Genomic DNA, 19,144 nt, shown 5'->3' with positions numbered 1-19,144 from the left:
TGTAATCGTTACGTTTTCTGACCCCGCGTTAGTGAGCGTTTCTCCTGTTTGCGCTTCACGCAGGCAGAGTTTTTGATTACATGAAATTCAGTACATTTGCAGTCTGCTTTTATTCTGTCATCGGCCTGACGTCTCAAAGACGGTATTGAATTTCGCTATTCCCGTTGAGGGTTTTCTCCCGACAAGGAGCTGTTTTATGCAACGGATTCTCGCGTTTTTCTCCCAACGCGCCACGACGCTATTTTTTCCTATTGCGTTGATTTTGTATGATTTCGCCGCCTATCTGTCGACGGACTTGATTCAGCCCGGCATCATTAATGTCGTACGCGATTTCAACGCCGACGTCAGCCTGGCGCCCGCTGCGGTGAGCCTCTATCTGGCAGGCGGCATGGCGCTGCAATGGCTGTTGGGGCCACTTTCCGACCGGATTGGCCGTCGACCGGTGCTGATTGCGGGGGCATTAATCTTTACCCTCGCCTGCGCTGCCACGCTGTTTACTACTTCAATGACGCAATTTCTGATCGCCCGATTTGTGCAGGGCACCAGCATTTGCTTTATCGCGACCGTTGGCTATGTCACGGTACAGGAGGCGTTTGGGCAAACGAAGGCCATTAAGTTAATGGCGATAATCACTTCCATTGTGTTGGTTGCACCGGTTATCGGCCCGCTCTCCGGAGCAGCGCTAATGCACTTTGTACACTGGAAGATCCTGTTTGCCATTATCGCCGTCATGGGGCTTATCGCCCTGATTGGGCTAGCGTTAGCCATGCCGGAAACCGTCCAGCGCGGCGCGGTGCCGTTCAGCGCACGCGGCGTACTGCGTGATTTCCGCGACGTTTTCCGCAACCGGGTATTCCTGTTTGGCGCAGCCACGCTATCGCTAAGCTATATCCCGATGATGAGCTGGGTGGCGGTCTCGCCGGTGATCCTGATTGATGCGGGCGGCATGACCACATCACAGTTTGCCTGGGCGCAGGCGCCGGTATTTGGCGCGGTGATCGTCGCCAATATGGTGGTGGTGCGTTTTGTGAAGGATCCAACCCAACCCAGTTTTATCTGGCGCGCCGTGCCTGTTCAACTGAGCGGGTTAGCGGTGCTGATCGCGGGTAATTTGCTGTGGCCGCACGTCTGGCTGTGGTCGGTGCTGGGAACCAGCCTGTATGCGTTTGGTATTGGGATGATCTTCCCGACGCTGTTCCGCTTTACGCTTTTTTCCAACAACTTACCTAAAGGAACGGTCTCGGCATCGCTGAATATGGTGATCCTGACGGTGATGGCGGTTTCTGTCGAAATTGGACGCTGGCTATGGTTTAACGGTGGCAGGATTTCGTTTCATCTGCTGGCGGTTGCGGCGGGGCTCGCTGTCGTGTTCACGCTGGCAGGCTTACTCAAACGGGTACGCCAACATGAGGCAACGACGTTAGTCACTGAAAACTAACCTGCCCGCTTATCCGGCCTACGACAACTACGTAGGCCGGATAAGGCGCTTGCGCCGCATCCGGCTACGCTCACATCACCTTACGCAATGCGTGCAAATCCCGCTTCGAGATCGGCAATCAGGTCGCCAATATCCTCCAGGCCAATATGCACCCTGACCAGCGTGCCGCTGAAATCCACCTCTCCAGCCGGGCGGATGCTGTTCAGCTCTTCCGGCTGGTTCGCCAGAATGAGCGACTCAAATCCACCCCACGAATAGGCCATATGGAACAGCGAGAAATTATCGAGGAAATTCGCCATCTGTTCGTCGGTGAGTCTCTTTTTCAGCACAAATGAGAACAGACCTGAGCTTCCGGTAAAATCACGCTGAAAATACTCATGGCCCGGACATTCCGGTAACGCCGGATGGTTCACCCGCGCCACTTCCGGTCTTGCCGACAGCCAGCGAGCAATATGGATACTGCTCTCCTGATGCTGCTTAAGGCGTACCGCCAGGGTGCGCAATCCGCGGCTGCCGTTGTAGGCGGTATCGGCATCCAGCGTTTGCCCCATCAGGTAGGAGTTCTCGCGCAGACGATCCCAACAACGAGCGTTAGATACCGCCGTGCCCAGCATGCCGTCCGAATGACCGATGGTGTACTTCGTTCCCGCCTGAATGGAAATATCCACGCCATAATCCAGCGCTTTGAACAGCACACCCGCCGCCCAGGTGTTGTCGATCATAATGACAATCTCCGGATTCACCGCGCGGATAGCCTTCACCATCCCCGGCACGTCCTGGACTTCCATAGTGATAGAACTTGGTGACTCAAGGAATACAACCTTCGTTTCCGGACGCAGAAGATCGACGATACCTGCACCAATCAGCGGATCGTAATACGTTGTTTCCACATTGAATTTACTCAGGATCTTATTGCAAAAATCCTGGGTTGGCTCGTAGGCCGCGCCGGTCATCAGGATATGATCGCCACCCTGAACAAACGCCAGAATCGCATTGGTCACCGCCGCAGCACCACATGGGTACAGCGCGCAGCCAACGCCGCCTTCCAGTTCGCTCATTGCCTTCTGGAAGGCAAAGTGGGTATAGGTTCCGCGACGACCGTAAAACAGCTCACCGTTTGCGCGATTGACGGTGGCAAATTTCTTGTCCTTCACGGTATCAAATACCAGTGAAGAGGCACGTTGGATAACCGGATTCACCGCTCCCTGGGTGTAGCGTTTGTCACGACCAGCAACAACCAGTTGCGTCTCAAGCTTCATTGCGTCTTTCATAACATCTCCTGTTCTTAATCCGTGTGAAACCTATACCACCGCAGCAGTAGAGTTTATTTCAGTGTTGGTCTGCTTTTTTCCAGCGAACCGTTCAACAATCTGCGCCGCATTCAAATCATGGATAACGTTAATCAGTGTGGCCGGCGCATCGGTAATGGTGCCCAGCACCACCAGCATCGGGATTGCCTCCATCGGCAGGCCCAGCGTGGTGACGATAAAGATTTCACCGAGGAACGCCCCGCCCGGCACGCCACCAACGATAATGGCGGAGAGCACCGCAATCAGCATCGTCAGGAAGAAGGTTTCGGTGGTGAATTCCATACCCAGCACGGAATAGATAAAGACGATTTTCAGCGCGGCAATCATCGCCACACCGCCTTTGTTCAGGTTAACCAGCAGCGGAATGGAAACATCAACGATTTCCGGGTTAATCCCCATCGCCTTACCGGCACGCAGCGTCACCGGGAGCGTCCCCAGCGAAGAGCAGGTCCCCAGCGCAGTTGCAGACGGTTCAATCGCGTTACGCCAGAAGGCTTTGACCGCCGGAATACCGCCGCCAATATACGAATAGAGAATCGAGCCAAAAACAAAATAGACCAGCGTGGCAACCATAAACAGGCCGATGGCACGGGCAAAGGTTAACAGTAGTGCAGAGTCCTGACTGGCCATGGTGGCGGCGAAGTAGCAGCCCAGACCAATCGGCGCGACCTTCATAATGATCGAAACGATCTTCATGATCACGGTATTGGCGTCTTCCAGCAGCGACGCAATGCGTTTACCGGCCTGATCCGACTGGCCAATCGCCACACCGGCGATGATCGCCATCACGATCAGTGCCAGAATATTGGACTTAGAGAACAGCCCAATAAAGTCGCTGGTGGTGATCATGCTGACAAAATCCATCTTGCCGCTGCCCGCCTGCACCGACTGCGAGAGATCGATAGTGACGCCCTGCGCCGGGTTATACCAGAGCGCCAGCGCGACGATCCCTGCCGCCGGAATAAAGGCCATCGCGATCGAAACAATAAAGATAATCGCCATAATACGCCCCAACCTTTTCAGGTCGGTCATACTGGTGATCGAAGACATGACGCTGATCCCCACCAGCGGCACAATAATCATAAATAACAGGTTTAAGAATATCTGACCTATTGGCTGGAGTTTACTTGCAAACGATGGGGCATAAATGCCTAATAAGCCGCCAATCACCAGAGCAACTAATAAAATAATCGACGATCTGTAGGGTTCGAGTCGTGACCACATAATCGGTACCTTTAGAATAATAATTAATGAGATTAAATTCACAATGTGATGAGTTTCCGTTTCGCCTCCTTTTAATTTGTGACGTAACTCACCTAAGTTGTTATTTTTTCATTTTGCCAGCAAGTTGTTTCCTGTGATTCAATAGTTGCATGTTTAAAAGGCGAATGTAACGGCCTATTCGTACCGTTTTTGCAAATCACTTGTGAATTAAAGGAAACTATGAGTACGCCGATTTCACTCAAGCATCTGGAGTTTTTTACTAAAATCGTCGACTGCGGAGGATTGTCAGAAGCCGCGGCGCAGCTCAACGTCTCGCCGTCTGCGGTCAGCAAAAGCCTGGCAGCGATGGAAGATACGTTAGGCACGACATTAATTAAACGCACCACCCGCAGTATTACCCTGACCGACGCCGGGCAATATCTCTTTAATCGCGCTAACAAGCTGTTGAAAGAATTCGATGAAACGCTGAACACTACTTCCGGTTATTACCATAACCCGCAGGGTGAATTACGTATAACCTGCTCAATTGCGTTTGGTTATTCCCGGCTGGTGAACCTGGTGGATAAATACCGCTCCCAGTTCCCGGATGTGAATCTGTATATCGATCTCAACGATAACTTCGTCAATCTGAACGAAACGGATTTCGACATTGCCCTGCGAATTTCCACCGCGCCGCCGCAAAACTATGCGATGCGCAAGCTGGTGCCCGTTCGCTGGGCGTACTGTGCCTCACCCGGCTACCTCGCCAAAAAAGGCATGCCCCAGCGTCGCAGCGATCTGGTAGATCATGATTGCCTGGTTTACCCGGGCCTCACGCCGGTACTGAAGGTGGCAGATGAACAGGATCGACTGCATCAGTTGAAACTACATATGCCGATCCAGGCCAACAGCAGTCTGGTGCTGTTGAAGTCGGTGTTAGAAGATCAGGGGGTGGCATATTTGCCCACTTATTTGATTGGCGATCATATTCAAAAAGAGGAGATCACGCCGCTGATGCTCGACGGCACCATCACCTGTGAAACTCATGCCCTGTATGCGCTGTACTTTCCCAGCAAGTACAGCAATCCGAAGGTGCGATCGTTTATCGATTTTCTGGTCGCAGAACTTGGTCCCTTACCGGCGTGGGATAACTGGATCCCGGAGTAAACCCAGCCCACCTGAAAATGGGAGGCGCACCACATTTTTTGCGCGATCCCCCCGTCTGGCTCTATCCTTAAGCCTATGAATAAAATTGCTGAACTCAAACGTGCCAAGCGACTGGCGCTCTCATTGCTGCTGATCGCTGCCGCGACCTTCGTCATCACGCTATTTCTGCCACCCAACTTCTGGGTACTCGGGATCAAAGCAATCGCCGAAGCGGCGATGGTCGGCGCGCTGGCGGACTGGTTTGCCGTGGTGGCGCTTTTTCGCCGGGTGCCGATCCCGTTTATCTCGCAACACACGGCTATTATCCCGCGCAATAAGGATCGGATCGGCGAAAATCTTGGTCAGTTTGTACAAGAGAAATTCCTCGATACCCAGTCGCTGATAGCCCTGATCCGCCGCCATGAACCGGCTTTGTTGATCGGCAACTGGTTCAGCCAGCCGGAAAACGCCCAGCGCATCGGCCAGCATCTGTTGCAGATCATGAGCGGTTTTCTCGAACTGACCGACGACTCGCGCATTCAGCGGCTGATCAAGCGGGCGGTGCACAAGGCCATCGACAAGGTCGATCTCTCCGGAACCAGCGCGCTGATGCTGGAAAGCATGACCAAAAACAATCGCCATCAGGTGCTGCTCGATACGCTGATCGCCCAACTGATCGCCCTGCTACAGCGCGACAGCTCGCGAGCGTTTATCGCCAGACAAGTAGTGCACTGGCTGGAAACCGAACATCCGCTGAAAGCGAAGATCCTGCCAACCGAATGGCTGGGCGAGCACAGCGCCGAGCTGGTGTCTGATGCCGTTAACTCCTTGCTGGATGACATCAGCCACGATCGCGCGCATCAGATCCGCCATGCCTTCGATCGCGCTACATTTAAGCTCATCGATAAGCTCAAACACGATCCGGAAATGGCCGCGCGGGCCGAAAGCATGAAAAGCTATCTGAAGGAAGATGAAGCCTTCAACCGTTATCTTGGCGAGCTGTGGGCAGACCTGCGTCAGTGGGTGAAAACCGACATTAACGCAGATGATTCCCGCGTGAAGCAGCGCATCGCCAGCGCCGGGCAGTGGTTCGGCGAAACGCTGGTAGCCGACAGCGCCCTGCGTGCCTCACTGAATGGGCATCTGGAGCAGGCCGCGCATAAGGTAGCGCCAGAGTTCGCCACCTTCCTGACGCGCCATATTAGCGACACGGTGAAAAGTTGGGATGCACGCGATATGTCGCAGCAAATTGAGTTAAACATCGGTAAAGATTTGCAGTTTATTCGCGTCAACGGCACGTTGGTTGGCGGTTCAATCGGGCTGGTGTTATATCTGTTGTCGCAAATTCCGTCCCTGCTGACGCTGGCGAATTTTTAAGGAGAAAGATTCAATGACGATGAACATCCGCATTTTTTCCCTGCGCGAGACGCCAGAAAAGCTGCACGAGATCACCGCTTACTTTCAGCAGCAATGGGCCTCAGAAGACTCCATGGCGGTATACGAGGATGCATTGCGCCGTTGTATTGGCGCAAAGAACCCGCTACCGCAGTGGTACTGGCTACAGGATGGTGGCAGCATTGTTGGCTGTGCTGGATTGATCACCAATGATTTTATTAGTCGCGGCGAACTGTGGCCGTGGCTATGCGCGCTCTATATCGATCCTCGCTATCGTGGTCACGGCCTGGCGTTTCGCTTGATCGAACATATTGCACAGCAGGCCAGACAGCTGGGTTTTACGCAGCTCCATCTGTGTACTGACCTGGAAGGTTTATACGAGAAAGCAGGGTTTTACTTTAACGGGCCGGGCTATCATCCGTGGGGGGAAGTCTCGCGGGTCTACAGCCGTAACCTTTGATGGCATTCAGCGTTACGCGGTTTTATTTTTACTTTTCATTATCATTTACGCATGTAATATAACAATCATCAGCTAACAGCGCGAAATGAGAGTCCGTATGTCCCAGGGAAGCCCAGATTCAAATCGCCATGCCATCAGTGTCGCGCTCTTTGGCATGCTGGTCTTAACGCTGGGCATGGGGATTGGACGCTTTCTGTATACGCCAATGCTGCCGGTGCTGCTGTCGGAAGGTCAATTTACGTTTGACCAACTCTCGTGGATTGCCAGCGCCAACTACGCCGGGTATCTGGCGGGAAGCCTGCTCTTCTCCTTTGGGCTCTTTCATCTCCCCTCACGCTTACGTCCGATGTTGCTAACGTCCGCGCTCGCTACCGCAGGGCTGATTCTGGCGATGGCCAGCTTTACACAGCCCGCGCTGGTGATGCTGATCCGCTTTCTGGCGGGCGTCGCCAGTGCCGGTATGATGATCTTTGGCTCGATGATCGTTCTGTATCATACCCGGCATCCCTTCGTGATTGCGGCGTTGTTCTCCGGCGTTGGCGCAGGCATTTTGCTGGGCAATGAATATGTCATTAGCGGTCTGCATTTTGCGCTGTCCTCGCACACCCTCTGGCTGGGCGCGGCGGCAGCCTCGGCTCTGTTCTTTGTGCTACTGGTTATACTCCTGCCATCTCGGGACCACGTGCTCCCCGCCGCGGCCCCGGTAAAAACAGAGCATCAGCCTATGTCCTGGTGGCTGCTGGCGCTGCTGTACGGGCTGGCCGGATTTGGCTACATCATTGTCGCCACCTACCTGCCGCTAATGGCGAAAAGCGCCGGCTCGCCGCTGTTGACTGCCCATCTCTGGTCGCTGGTCGGCATATCGATAATTCCGGGGTGTTTCGCCTGGCTGTGGGCCGCCCGACGCTGGGGAGTATTGCAATGCCTGACGGCGAATTTGTTGATTCAAAGCGCCTGCGTGCTCATGACGCTCGCCAGCGGCTCTTTGCCGCTGCTGGTGATAAGCAGCATGGGTTTTGGCGCAACGTTTATGGGAACCACTTCACTGGTGATGCCGCTTGCGCGACAACTTAGCGTACCGCGCAATATTAATCTGCTGGGCCTGGTCACTCTGACTTACGGCATTGGGCAAATACTTGGTCCGCTATTAACCAGCCTGCTGGGAAGCGGCGCACTGGCGATCGTTAACGCCACGGTGTGCGGCGCCGTCGCGTTGTTTATTGCGGCACTTATCAGCCTCACGCAATTATACAAACAGCGTTTCGCCTCGCCAAAAAGGGTATAACCGGCAACCTTCTAAAGAAGGTATATTCGGATTAGTCCGCAATTAAATGTCAACATTTAATAAACCGCAAATAATCGGTAATTACCCACCAGACAATTTATAATTCCCGTCCGTTCATTTATAAACTCAATTTAAAATGCGTAAAAATGGACATATTAATTCAACATCAACACTATCTTCGGGAAAATACATGTCGTGGTTTAAAATAATATTACTGGGGTTGATTATTTTAGCGGATTTAATTGGCACGCTAAAGGATTATAAAGACTTTGGCCTGTTTGGCGCACTGGGATTGTTTATTATCTTCCTGTTATCAACAACATTTTTATGGCAATGGGCATCTGGCAATGGCTGTTAAGCGGTGTACAGCAGGAAGATAGTCAGCCGGTTTAAACGCCGGCAGATATAAAAAAAGGCGTCTTAACCAGGACGCCTTTTTCATACCAGAACAAAAAGTTAGAACTGATAGGTCAGACCCGCAGCAACCTGGTTATCGCTGTCTTTACCATCGAGCAGGTTAATTTTATAACCTACATCAGCCACGATGTTTTTGTTGAAGTAGTAGTCTGTACCCAGCGCGACGTATTCGGTCAGGTCATTATTGTTGTTATCACGCGCGTGGACGTAAGCCACGTTTGGACGCAGACCAAAATCAAACACATACGCGGCCATCGCTTCAAAGTGCTCAGCTTTGTCCGCATCCTGAATCAGGTTGTGGGACTCTCCGTACATAGTCGCTACATAGATAGCATTAGCATCATATTTCAGACCCGCGCCCCAGAACTCTGCGTTTTCGCCATTCCAACCTTTTTGTTTCTGCTGAGCAGTCACAGAACTGTTGGTATAGGCCGCAATTGCAGATATGCCAGAATCCGCAATGTTGTCATAACCCAGGGAGAAGCCGTAGCCATTGCCGTGTTGTTTCGTCGGATCCTTATTGGTATCGTCCTGACCCTGATATTGCGCGCCAACATTCAGACCATCAACGGCACCGAACAGATTTTTGGTGCGAAGTGTTGCAACGCCAGAAGTGCGTGTAGTAAGGAAGCGGTCAGTATTTTCAAAGGAGTCACCGCCGAACTCTGAGAGAGTATCAGTATAAGCTCCCACATCGTAAGCGATACCATAGTTACGACCATAGTCAAAACTGACGTCATGACCATAATCCAGGCCAGCAAACGCCAGACGTGTATTAACGCCATTCTGCGAACCTTCTGCTTTAGCGGCATCAAACTGACTTTCAAATTGCCCGTAACCGGTCAGTTGATCGTTGATTTGCGTCTCACCGCGAAAACCCAGACGTGCGTAGGTTTCATCAGCATTAGTACCATCAGTCCAGGAATGGGCTGCTTTTACTTTGCCGTAGAGATCCAGCTTGTTGCCATCTTTATTATAAATTTCCGCTGCATGAACGGAGGTTACCCCTAATGCCATTACAGCTAATGCCACTACTGACTTTTTCATGTTATTACTCACTTTTAATTGTGAATTTGGCTATCAACTTTGTTATGCAGGCAGAATACCTGCATAAAAAAGTCCCCTATGGATTAAGGGGCAATACCAATAACACACCAAAAAAATACCAATGAAGGTAATAATGAAGTGGCAAGACATAATTCATTTTTGGATTTTCAATCAAAACCGGACAGCGATAATTACTCGAGACTTTCACTCTCATTAACTGAGCGATGCAACATTAATGCTTCAGCAATAATATCTTGTTTACTTTTACGGGTTTCAAATGCCAGCGTTCGCACATATTCCCACAAAGAGGTATCGACACGGGCACTTAAAAGAACCATATCTTTTGATCGGGTCCCTCTGGGTTTTCGAATATCGGGATAGTCTCGAGATGGCATTTTCAACTCCTGAACGTAATAACACGCTTATGGCGATGAAATATGCAGTTAGTGTAAAAACATGTCAACGGTAAAATACCGTCATAATAGTAATGAAAGTGTTAATAAACCAATGAAGAATGGAACGATATTTCAAATGAAAGATAACTTGTTTATGGAATAATGTGTAATGTTAACTTTACGCATATTGGCTTTTATTCATTTGATTAAAAAAACATGAGGAATTTACATTAGACATATCACAACTCAAAACATCATTATGACCAATAAGTTACGCACCGTTATTAATGTCTACATTTACGCGAACCGCTTGTTTTTATGTGTAGTTATGCCGGTATACCTTATCCTGATTACTGCAGAGATCGCGTTGATTCTCACTTAACCCAGACCCATTTTGTCTAAAAATAAGCACGGAAAGGTAAAAATAAGGTAAACGACACATTTTTTCGCATGCGAAAATAAGTTGTTTTTAATTGATTTAAATCAATTTGCACCGCACAAAGGGGACGAAAAAATGTTCATCCGAGGCGATGGAAACAATTTTTTACGTGACTTTCAGAACGTGAAAAGCGGCCCTGCCGGGCAATGAATGAGGATGCGGAAAACGCGGTGCGGGCCGCAATAGCCCGCGTATGAGAGGAAGGGAAATCAGGCGTTAACTTTATCCAGCGGCCAGGAATCAAACAGATAACCATCAAAATCAATGTCATCGACATTTGAAAACTCCAGCAGACGCTGTTTGACGTTTTCCAGATGCTGCCACATGGCCAGCTTGGCCGCGCGGGCATCTTTTTTGATTAATGCAGCCAGGATCTGTTTATGGTCGCCCATCCACTCTTTCCGGTAGTGGGTATCGTCGAGGTGGCTATGGAGCTGGATCCACATCGGGTTGTTCTCACGCCACTGCCATGACTGGCGAAACAGCTCCACCAGCATGCTGTTATGCGTGGCTTCAGCTATGGCGAGATGGAACTGCATGTCGCCGCTTTCAGAACCGTTCGGCTCGCTGGAAGCCAGCTCCCGCTCTTCCAGTTGCAACGCCTGGCGCATTTTGACGATATCTTCGCGGGTAGCCTGCAGCGCGGCAAATTCGGCAATGTTGCTTTCCAGCAGCTGTCGCGCCTGCAACAGTTCAAACGGGCCCGCATCATTGCAATGATTTGCATCCGTACTGTCGATAGTCTGCGCATCCGCATTGTCGAGCACGTAGATCCCGGCTCCGCGGCGCACGTCCACCAGGCCTTTAATTTCCAGCATGATTAACGCTTCGCGAACCACCGTGCGAGTGACATTGAGCATCTCGGCAATTTCACGCTCTGGCGGCAAGCGTTCACCGGGCTGGTACGGCGTCTGGACAATCAGATCGCGGATCATGGCACCCACTTCCTGGTAGGGTCTTTGCTGAGAAGTGTTCGATTTCATCGTGTTATGTCCGTCAGATGCGTGTAATCAGATACGGGGAATAGGTATCGAACTATAGCATTTGCGGGAAGGCAAAAACAGAAAACGGGTCAACCAAACCAATATTTTGATTGACCCGTCATAGTTCGGAAGTTATGCGTCAGCGCTTAATGCCGCAACGCACTCACGTGCGCCGTGTTCACATAGCTGTTGATACGTCGCGATAATGGTCTCCACAAAGCCGGCGTTTTCCGCCAGGTCATGACCAAAAATGCCAGACAGCCCCAGCAGCGCCGTCACGCGCTCGGCGCCCTGGTACTGTTGGTTAATGTGCTGGAATTCAGCCAGCATAGGGTCGACAACATCAATGGCCTGCCCTTGCTCATCCACACCGTGGGTGTAGCGCATCCAGCCCGCCACGCCCAGCGCCAGGTGACGCCAGCCGCTGGCATTTTGCAGGTGCAGACGCACCGGATCCAGCAGGCGCTGCGGCAGTTTCTGGCTGCCGTCCATCGCAATCTGCCAGGTACGGTGGCGCAGAGACGGGTTGCTGAAACGCTCGATCAGCAGTGTCGCGTAGGCGTTGAGATCGGTGCCTTCCGGCATCGAGAGCGTCGGCGCCTGCTCCTGCATCATCAGCGCAAACGCAGCTTTGCGGTACGCCGGATTGGTCATGGTATCGGCGATGGTTTCATAGCCGCCGAGATAGCCCAGATATGCGAGGAAAGAGTGGCTGCCGTTGAGCATGCGCAGTTTCATCATTTCAAACGGCACCACGTCGGCCACGAACTGTGCGCCAACCTTGTCCCAGTCAGGACGACCGTTGACAAAATTGTCTTCAATTACCCACTGACGGAACGGCTCACAGGCGATAGCACATGGATCGTAAACGCCCAACTGGTCGGCAATCTCCTGCAACGTTTCCGGCGTCGCCGCCGGAACAATGCGGTCGACCATAGTGCACGGGAAAGTCGCATTAGCTTCAATCCACTGCGCCAGCTGCGGGTCGCGCGCCTGCGCCAGCCCCAGTACTGCGACTTTCGCCACATGCCCATTTTCACGCACGTTATCGCAGGACATCACGGTAAAAGCCGCCAGCCCCTGCTCACGGCGCAGGTACAGCGCTTGTACGATGTAACCAATCGCCGATTTCGGCGCGGTCGGATTCGCCAGATCGTGTTTAATCAGCGGGTTATTAAGATCTAACTGACCGCTGGCCGCATCGGTGCAGTAGCCTTTTTCGGTGACCGTCAGCGAAACAATTGCCGTCTGCGGGCGCGCCATCGCCTGTAAAATACCGTCACAGCCGTCAAGATCCGGGTGCAGCGCTTCTTTCATTGACCCGATCACTTTCAGCACGGTGTTGTCCGCGCCTTTTTCCGCCACGGTATACAGCAGTTGCTGCTTGCGCAGATTTTCAATCAGTACGCAGTCGTTACCCGGCATCAGGTTAACTTCACAGATCCCCCAGTCGCTGTCAGTGGTTTCCAGCAAATGATGGGTGTACAGCGCCTGATGCGCGCGGTGAAAAGCGCCACATCCCAGGTGAACAATGCGGGATTGCAAGCGCGAGCGGTCCCATGCAGGGCGCGCAACCGGCAGGTCGCTATTGGCAATTGTCGTTGTCATCGTGAACTCCAGAACCCGTTGAAAGGCCAACGGATGAGAAAAGAAAAAGCCGGCCAGACAGGTGGCCGGCAACTCGCTTTAGCGGCTGAAGAAAGCGCGCTGGATAGCCATCTCAACGCCGCGCACTTCCGCCAGCCCTTTCAGGCGACCAATCGCGGAGTAGCCTGGGTTGGTTTTCTTTTTCAGATCGTCCAGCATCTGGTGGCCATGGTCCGGACGCATCGGGATCAGATCCTCTTTACCCTCGGCTTTACGGCGTTGTTCTTCTTCAACGATCGCTTTCACCACCTCGTACATGTCGACATCGCCATTAAGATGCGCCGCCTCATGGAAGGTTTTCGGGTTATCTTCACGCAGCGTGGAGCGCAGATGGGTGAAGTAAATGCGTGGGCCAAACTGTTTGATCATGTCGACCAGATCGTTGTCCGCCCGCACGCCATAGGAGCCGGTGCACATGGTGAAACCGTTCGCCATGCTGTTGACCGTATCGACCATCCACTGCATATCTTCCACGGTGGAAACAATGCGCGGCAGGCCAAGGATCGGGCGCGGCGGATCGTCCGGGTGTACCGCCATGCGTACGCCAGCTTCTTCCGCCACCGGAATAATCGCCTTCAGGAAGACGGCGAAATTCTCACGCAGCGCGGCTTTGTCGATATCTTTGTAGCGCGCAAGATGCTGGCGGAACTGGTCGAGGGTGTAGCCCTCTTCCGCACCCGGCAGACCGGCGATGATGTTGCGGGTCAGACGCGCTTTGTCTTCATCGCTCATGGTGGCGAAGCGTTCATTTGCCTGAGCAATCTCTTCGGCGGTGTAGTCCGCTTCCGCGCCCGGACGCTGGAGGATATGCAGCTCAAAGGCGGCAAACTCAATCTGGTCAAAACGCAGCGCTTTGGAGCCGTCCGGCAGAACGTATTCCAGGTCGGTACGGGTCCAGTCGAGAACCGGCATGAAGTTGTAGCACACGGTACGAATACCGCACTGAGCCAGGTTACGCAGGCTTTGCTGGTAGTTGGCGATCCACTGCAGATAGTTGTCGGAACGGGTTTTAATGTCTTCGTGGATCGGCACGCTTTCGACGACCGACCAGACCAGGCCCGCCTGCTCAATAATGGCTTTGCGTTTTAGGATCTCATCAACCGTCCACACTTCCCCGTTCGGGATATGGTGTAAGGCGGTGACAACGCCTGTGGCACCCGCCTGACGTACATCCGCTAAGGTGACCGGATCGTTAGGACCATACCAGCGCCATGTCTGTTCCATGTTTTATTCCTCGTTACGTTATGGACTCGACGATATGGCACATAAATTCCTCCTTTTGGTATGACATGTCAACCTGAAGCTTAAAATTGGTTAACCAAATCACGATTTATTCTATTGAGATCGCCATTTTACGGCCATGTTGCTCAGTAAGAATGTAAACATGTAACGCAATGTGACATTCATCGCATCAATGGTTAACCAATATATGTAACATCTCAACCAAAATCATAATGGTTCAACCAATAAAGGTAGACGTTATATGCACGTTCTCAATATTCTGTGGGTCGTATTCGGCATCGGTCTGATGCTGGTGCTCAATCTAAGATTCAAAATAAACTCGATGGTCGCCCTGCTGCTGGCGGCGCTCTCGGTCGGTATGCTGGCGGGTATGGATTTAATGGAGCTGCTGCACACCATGAAATCCGGCTTTGGCAGCACGCTGGGTGAACTGGCGATTATCGTGGTATTCGGGGCGGTCATCGGTAAGCTGATGGTTGATTCCGGGGCGGCGCATCAGATTGCCCATACGCTGCTGGCGCGCCTCGGCCTGCGCTATGTGCAGCTGTCGGTAATCATTATTGGTCTGATCTTCGGCCTGGCGATGTTCTATGAAGTGGCATTTATTATGCTGGCGCCGCTGGTGATCGTCATTGCAGCAGAAGCGAAGATCCCGTTCCTCAAGCTGGCGATTCCTGCCGTAGCCGCCGCCACCACCGCCCACTCGCTGTTCCCACCACAGCCGGGTCCGGTGGCGCTGGTTAACGCCTACGGCGCGGACATGGGCATGGTCTACATCTACGGTATTCTGGTGACTATTCCGAGCGTGATCTGCGCCGGGCTTATCCTGCCGAAGTTCCTCGGCAACCTCGATCGCCCAACGCCGTCATTCATGAAGGCCGACGTACCGGTTGACCAGAATAACCTGCCATCCTTCGGTGTTTCTATCCTGGTGCCGCTGATCCCGGCGATCATCATGATCTCCACCACCATCGCCAACATCTGGTTGGTGAAAGGGACGCAGGCGTGGGAAGTGGTCAACTTCTTAGGCTCTTCACCGATTGCAATGTTTATCGCTATGGTTGTCGCCTTCGTGCTGTTTGGTACCGCGCGTGGTCACGACATGCAGTGGGTGATGAATGCCTTTGAAAACGCCGTGAAAAGCATCGCCATGGTGATCCTGATCATCGGCGCGGGCGGCGTACTGAAGCAGACCATTATTGATACCGGCATTGGCGATACCATCGGCATGCTGATGTCACACGGCAATATCTCTCCGTACATCATGGCGTGGTTGATAACCGTGCTGATTCGTCTGGCAACGGGTCAGGGCGTAGTCTCAGCCATGACGGCTGCAGGGATTATTAGCGCCGCCATTCTCGACCCGGCAACCGGCCAACTGGTGGGCGTCGATCCGGCGTTACTGGTACTGGCAACGGCGGCGGGCTCCAACACCCTGACCCATATCAACGATGCCTCGTTCTGGCTGTTCAAAGGCTACTTTGACTTGTCGGTGAAGGATACGCTGAAAACCTGGGGTCTGCTGGAGCTGGTGAACTCCGTGGTTGGCCTGATTATCGTATTGATCATCAGCATGATTGCATAACATCGATACCGCTCTGGCCCGCAGCGCCAGAGCGGTTATCCATCCTATCCTGCCTCAACAATCCTCAATAATCAGATACACCGCCTTCACCGGGCCATGCACTCCAACCACCTTGATAAGCTCAATATCTGCCGTCGAGCTGGGTCCACTGATGATGTTAATGCACGATGGCATACGCTCACCGGCCTGCGCCTTCTGATGCAGTTTTTCTGCCAGTTGCGCCACGCGCGGCAGGATAGTGCTTTTACGCAGCACGAAAATTGAGGATTCCGGCAACAGGCTCAGGGAACGCCCGCGCTCCGGCGCGGAAAACAGCACCACGCCGCCGGACTCGGTCAGGCCATACTCGGCATACACCACGCCCACTTTCGCCTTTTCGGCCTGGGTAATATTTTCGCTGCCACGCGCCGGATCCCAGACCACGGCGTTGCATTCCTGTTGCAAGCGTTCGGTAATGCCCAGCGCCGCCAGCCGGCTGTCGCCGCTCAGCACCACCGGCTGCTGGCCCAATTCTTCGCACAGACGGAGCGCCGCGTCTGCGGCCTGATCTTCGCGAGTCAGCTCACAGCGAGCCAGCATCACTTCACTGGCAAACTGGACAAACGCATCGCAGCGCTGCTGCGGGCTAAGTTCGGTCAGGCGCTCGTTAGCATAGTTGTTAACCGGCGCGACATCCGCTTGCGGTTCGAAGCGCAGCGGGCGACCCAGCGCCTGGGCGATGGTATTTAAAAACGCGGTACGGTTATCCATTCTTTTTCTCCTGCGCCTGATGTTTCTTAAACCAGCTACGGAAGCTCTCGCCGTCGGCATCAGGCAGATCGCGCGCCTCCATCCAGTCACCAATCGCGCCAACCTTGAGCGGCGTTTTGCCGCCATTGATAAACCAGCTCGCCGCATGTGCGCCCGCCATCATCCCGACTTTCCACAGCCCCGGATGGCTATTGGCGTAGGCGAACATTTTGATCGCCCGTCGCTCGGCTTTCGGCGTAATGCCCTCCTCGGCCATCACCCGGCGATGACGCAGGATCAGTTTTGACAGCGGAATCTTAACCGGACAAACGCTGTCACAGGCCGTGCATAATGAACAGGCGTATGGCAGATCTTTAAAATCTTTATAGCCGCCGAGCAGCGGAGAGATCACCGCGCCGATAGGGCCGGGATAGATAGAACCATAACCGTGTCCGCCAATGTGGCGGTACGCCGGGCAGGTGTTCATACAAGCCCCGCAGCGGATGCAGCGCAGCACATCGCGAAACTCAGAGCCCAGCACCTGTGAGCGGCCGTTATCGACAATCACCAGATGGAACTCTTCCGGGCCGTCGACGTTATCCGCCTCGCGTGGGCCGGTCAGCCAGGTGTTGTAGCCCGTCAGACGTGCGCCCACGGCGCTGCGCGCCAGCATGGTGATCAGCACATCCACCTCGGCAAAGGTCGGCGCGATACGCTCCATGCCCATCACCGCAATGTGCGTTTTCGGCAGCGTGGTACACATGCGCGCGTTGCCTTCGTTGGTCACCAGACAAACAGAGCCGGTTTCCGCCACGGCAAAGTTACAGCCGGTAATACCGATTTCGGCACTGAGGAAATCCTCGCGGATCTTCTGGCGAATGAACAAGGTCATGGCTTCCGGAGTTTCCGGACCGTCGTAGCCCAGACGTTCGTTCAGCACGCGGCGGATCTGGTAGCGATCTTTATGAATAGCCGGGACCACGACGTGCGAAGGCGGATCCTGATCCAACTGCAGGATATATTCGCCGAGATCGGTTTCAATCACCTGAATTCCCGCATCCTGCAGCACATGGTTGACACCGATCTCTTCGGTCACCATCGACTTGGACTTCACCACCTTCTTCGCATTTTTACTCTGCGCAACCTGCAGAATATAGCGGGTGGCGTCTTCTTTGGTTTTGGCGAAATAGACGTGGCCGCCGTTTTCCGTCACTTTCTCGGAGAGTTGATACAGGTAAGCGTCGAGGTTGCTCAGAACGTGATCGCGGATCTGGCTGGCACGATCGCGCCAGTCTTCCCAGTGGCCTAGCTCATCAACCATTTTCTGCCGATTCGCACCAATACGCTCCTGCGCGTTGGCCACGGCTTTGCGCATGATCGGATCTTCGATCTGCTGACGAATGCGCAGTTTAAATTCTACATCGCTGGTTTTTATCGACATCTCTTTCCCCTCAGCGGCTCATCAGCACTTCAGCAATATGCATCACTTTGACCGGCTGGCCTTCGCGTTGCAGTCGGCCGCCAATATTCAGCAGGCAGCTGACGTCAGCGCCGATCAAAAACTCCGGCTTCGCATCCATCAGATGTAAAACTTTCTCTTTCACCATCTCGCCGGAGATCTCGGCCATCTTGACCGAGAACGTCCCGCCAAAGCCGCAGCAGGTGTCCTGATCGGCAAACGTCAACAGCTCCAGTCCGCGCACGTTTTTCAGCAGCGTGAGCGGCTCTTCCTTCACCCCCAGTTTGCGGGTCAGGCTACAGGAAGGGTGATACACAGCGCGGCCCTGCAGGCTGGCACCCACGTCCACCACGCCCAGTTTGTTGACGATAAAAGAGGTGAGATCCTGCATACGTCCGGCAACCTTCTCGGCGCGCAGCGCCCATTCAGGCTCATCCGCCAGATACGTCGGGTAGCTTTTTACCGCGTAGGTGCAGGAGCCTGCCGGGGAGATAATCGGATCGTCGTTGTCTTCCAGGGCGGCGATCAGGTTTTTCATCCCGGGGATCGCCTCTTTGATGTAACCGCTGTTGATGGCTGGCTGACCGCAACACCCTTGCTTCTCGGGGAAATTAACGCGACAACCCAGTTTTTCCAGCAGCAATACGGAGTCTCGTGCCATCCGTGATTTCAGTGCGTCACCAATACAGGTAACAAAGAAATTTACATTCACAATAACTACTCCATTGCTTCATTTCTGTTTATTGCGCTTGATATCGCGATATCAAACAAATGTTCATTCGTATTTCATGCCCAGTTTTTCTGTTTGCTGGTTTTACCAATACCTGGGTTCATGGTGATGCTCTGATCGTTTTTCTTTGATGACGACTCTCCTCTTCTTATATCAGGACAATCGCAAATGTCTGTATTTTCATTTGTATGACAAAACCAAATAATCCCCTAATCGACTCGCACATGCAATACC

At 53.0% G+C, this 19,144-nt stretch carries 17 protein-coding genes; 7 read left to right on the top strand and 10 right to left on the bottom strand.

What is annotated here, in order from left to right:
* The first annotated feature begins 196 nt into the window (after window positions 1-196).
* A complete protein-coding gene (mdtM, locus tag WN16_RS06650; RefSeq protein ID WP_044699078.1) occupies window positions 197-1,438 on the top strand; it encodes a multidrug efflux MFS transporter MdtM in 1,242 nt (413 codons plus the stop codon).
* A gap of 80 nt (window positions 1,439-1,518) precedes the next feature.
* On the opposite strand, the gene metC is transcribed toward mdtM, so the two are convergent.
* Window positions 1,519-2,709 carry a cystathionine beta-lyase gene (gene metC, locus WN16_RS06645; RefSeq protein WP_044699080.1) on the bottom strand — a complete coding sequence of 397 codons (1,191 nt, stop codon included), beginning with the start codon at window positions 2,707-2,709 and terminating at the stop codon, window positions 1,519-1,521.
* 30 nt (window positions 2,710-2,739) lie between these two features.
* Window positions 2,740-3,972, bottom strand: a complete 1,233-nt coding sequence (locus tag WN16_RS06640; protein ID WP_044699083.1) for a dicarboxylate/amino acid:cation symporter — start codon at window positions 3,970-3,972, stop codon at window positions 2,740-2,742.
* A 219-nt stretch (window positions 3,973-4,191) separates the two neighbouring features.
* Between WN16_RS06640 and WN16_RS06635 the strand changes: the two genes are divergently transcribed.
* From WN16_RS06635 to WN16_RS24345, 5 genes are all read left to right on the top strand, one after another.
* Window positions 4,192-5,118, top strand: a complete 927-nt coding sequence (locus WN16_RS06635) for a LysR family transcriptional regulator (protein WP_005134122.1) — start codon at window positions 4,192-4,194, stop codon at window positions 5,116-5,118.
* A gap of 75 nt (window positions 5,119-5,193) precedes the next feature.
* Window positions 5,194-6,474 carry a DUF445 domain-containing protein gene (locus WN16_RS06630; RefSeq protein ID WP_044699088.1) on the top strand — a complete coding sequence of 427 codons (1,281 nt, stop codon included), beginning with the start codon at window positions 5,194-5,196 and terminating at the stop codon, window positions 6,472-6,474.
* Between the two features lie 13 nt (window positions 6,475-6,487).
* Complete coding sequence (locus tag WN16_RS06625) at window positions 6,488-6,952, top strand: GNAT family N-acetyltransferase (protein ID WP_003845592.1); 465 nt, start codon at window positions 6,488-6,490, stop codon at window positions 6,950-6,952.
* 97 nt (window positions 6,953-7,049) lie between these two features.
* Entirely contained in the window at window positions 7,050-8,237 is a 1,188-nt protein-coding gene (locus WN16_RS06620; RefSeq protein ID WP_044699090.1) for an MFS transporter, read from the top strand.
* A gap of 190 nt (window positions 8,238-8,427) precedes the next feature.
* Window positions 8,428-8,595, top strand: a complete 168-nt coding sequence (locus WN16_RS24345) for a hypothetical protein (protein ID WP_155404706.1) — start codon at window positions 8,428-8,430, stop codon at window positions 8,593-8,595.
* A gap of 98 nt (window positions 8,596-8,693) precedes the next feature.
* On the opposite strand, the gene WN16_RS06615 is transcribed toward WN16_RS24345, so the two are convergent.
* The 5 genes from WN16_RS06615 to uxuA all read right to left on the bottom strand — a co-directional run bounded on the left by WN16_RS06615 (window position 8,694) and on the right by uxuA (window position 14,389).
* A complete protein-coding gene (locus tag WN16_RS06615) occupies window positions 8,694-9,701 on the bottom strand; it encodes a porin (protein WP_008322158.1) in 1,008 nt (335 codons plus the stop codon).
* Between the two features lie 191 nt (window positions 9,702-9,892).
* Window positions 9,893-10,096 (bottom strand): hypothetical protein, encoded by a 204-nt coding sequence (locus WN16_RS06610; RefSeq protein WP_008322159.1) that lies wholly within the window; start codon window positions 10,094-10,096, stop codon window positions 9,893-9,895.
* 648 nt (window positions 10,097-10,744) lie between these two features.
* The gene (gene uxuR, locus WN16_RS06605) at window positions 10,745-11,518 is read right to left on the bottom strand and encodes a Uxu operon transcriptional regulator (protein ID WP_003033268.1); all 774 of its coding nucleotides are present in this window, start codon (window positions 11,516-11,518) and stop codon (window positions 10,745-10,747) included.
* A gap of 132 nt (window positions 11,519-11,650) precedes the next feature.
* Window positions 11,651-13,126: a fructuronate reductase gene (locus WN16_RS06600; protein ID WP_003837172.1), complete on the bottom strand. Its 1,476-nt coding sequence runs from the start codon at window positions 13,124-13,126 to the stop codon at window positions 11,651-11,653.
* 78 nt (window positions 13,127-13,204) lie between these two features.
* The gene (gene uxuA, locus WN16_RS06595) at window positions 13,205-14,389 is read right to left on the bottom strand and encodes a mannonate dehydratase (protein WP_044699095.1); all 1,185 of its coding nucleotides are present in this window, start codon (window positions 14,387-14,389) and stop codon (window positions 13,205-13,207) included.
* Between the two features lie 259 nt (window positions 14,390-14,648).
* Between uxuA and gntP the strand changes: the two genes are divergently transcribed.
* Window positions 14,649-15,992 carry a gluconate permease GntP gene (gntP, locus tag WN16_RS06590; RefSeq protein WP_003033260.1) on the top strand — a complete coding sequence of 448 codons (1,344 nt, stop codon included), beginning with the start codon at window positions 14,649-14,651 and terminating at the stop codon, window positions 15,990-15,992.
* Window positions 15,993-16,046: 54 nt separating this feature from the next.
* Here the strand turns inward: gntP and WN16_RS06585 are convergent, their stop codons facing one another.
* Genes WN16_RS06585 through WN16_RS06575 form a run of 3 tightly spaced genes read right to left on the bottom strand, consistent with a single transcriptional unit; the run spans window position 16,047 to window position 18,892 of the window.
* A complete protein-coding gene (locus WN16_RS06585) occupies window positions 16,047-16,742 on the bottom strand; it encodes a lactate utilization protein C (protein ID WP_003837166.1) in 696 nt (231 codons plus the stop codon).
* The gene (locus WN16_RS06580) at window positions 16,735-18,162 is read right to left on the bottom strand and encodes a LutB/LldF family L-lactate oxidation iron-sulfur protein (RefSeq protein ID WP_003033254.1); all 1,428 of its coding nucleotides are present in this window, start codon (window positions 18,160-18,162) and stop codon (window positions 16,735-16,737) included. The genes WN16_RS06585 and WN16_RS06580 overlap by 8 nt, the downstream gene beginning before the upstream one ends.
* A gap of 10 nt (window positions 18,163-18,172) precedes the next feature.
* Window positions 18,173-18,892, bottom strand: coding sequence for a (Fe-S)-binding protein (locus WN16_RS06575; protein ID WP_003845579.1), 720 nt, complete (start codon window positions 18,890-18,892; stop codon window positions 18,173-18,175).
* Window positions 18,893-19,144 lie beyond the last annotated feature (252 nt).

It is taken from the genome of Citrobacter sp. ABFQG, assembly GCF_004322975.1.
Lineage (GTDB): Bacteria > Pseudomonadota > Gammaproteobacteria > Enterobacterales > Enterobacteriaceae > Citrobacter > Citrobacter freundii.
This window is presented reverse-complemented; position numbering and strand designations above follow the sequence as displayed.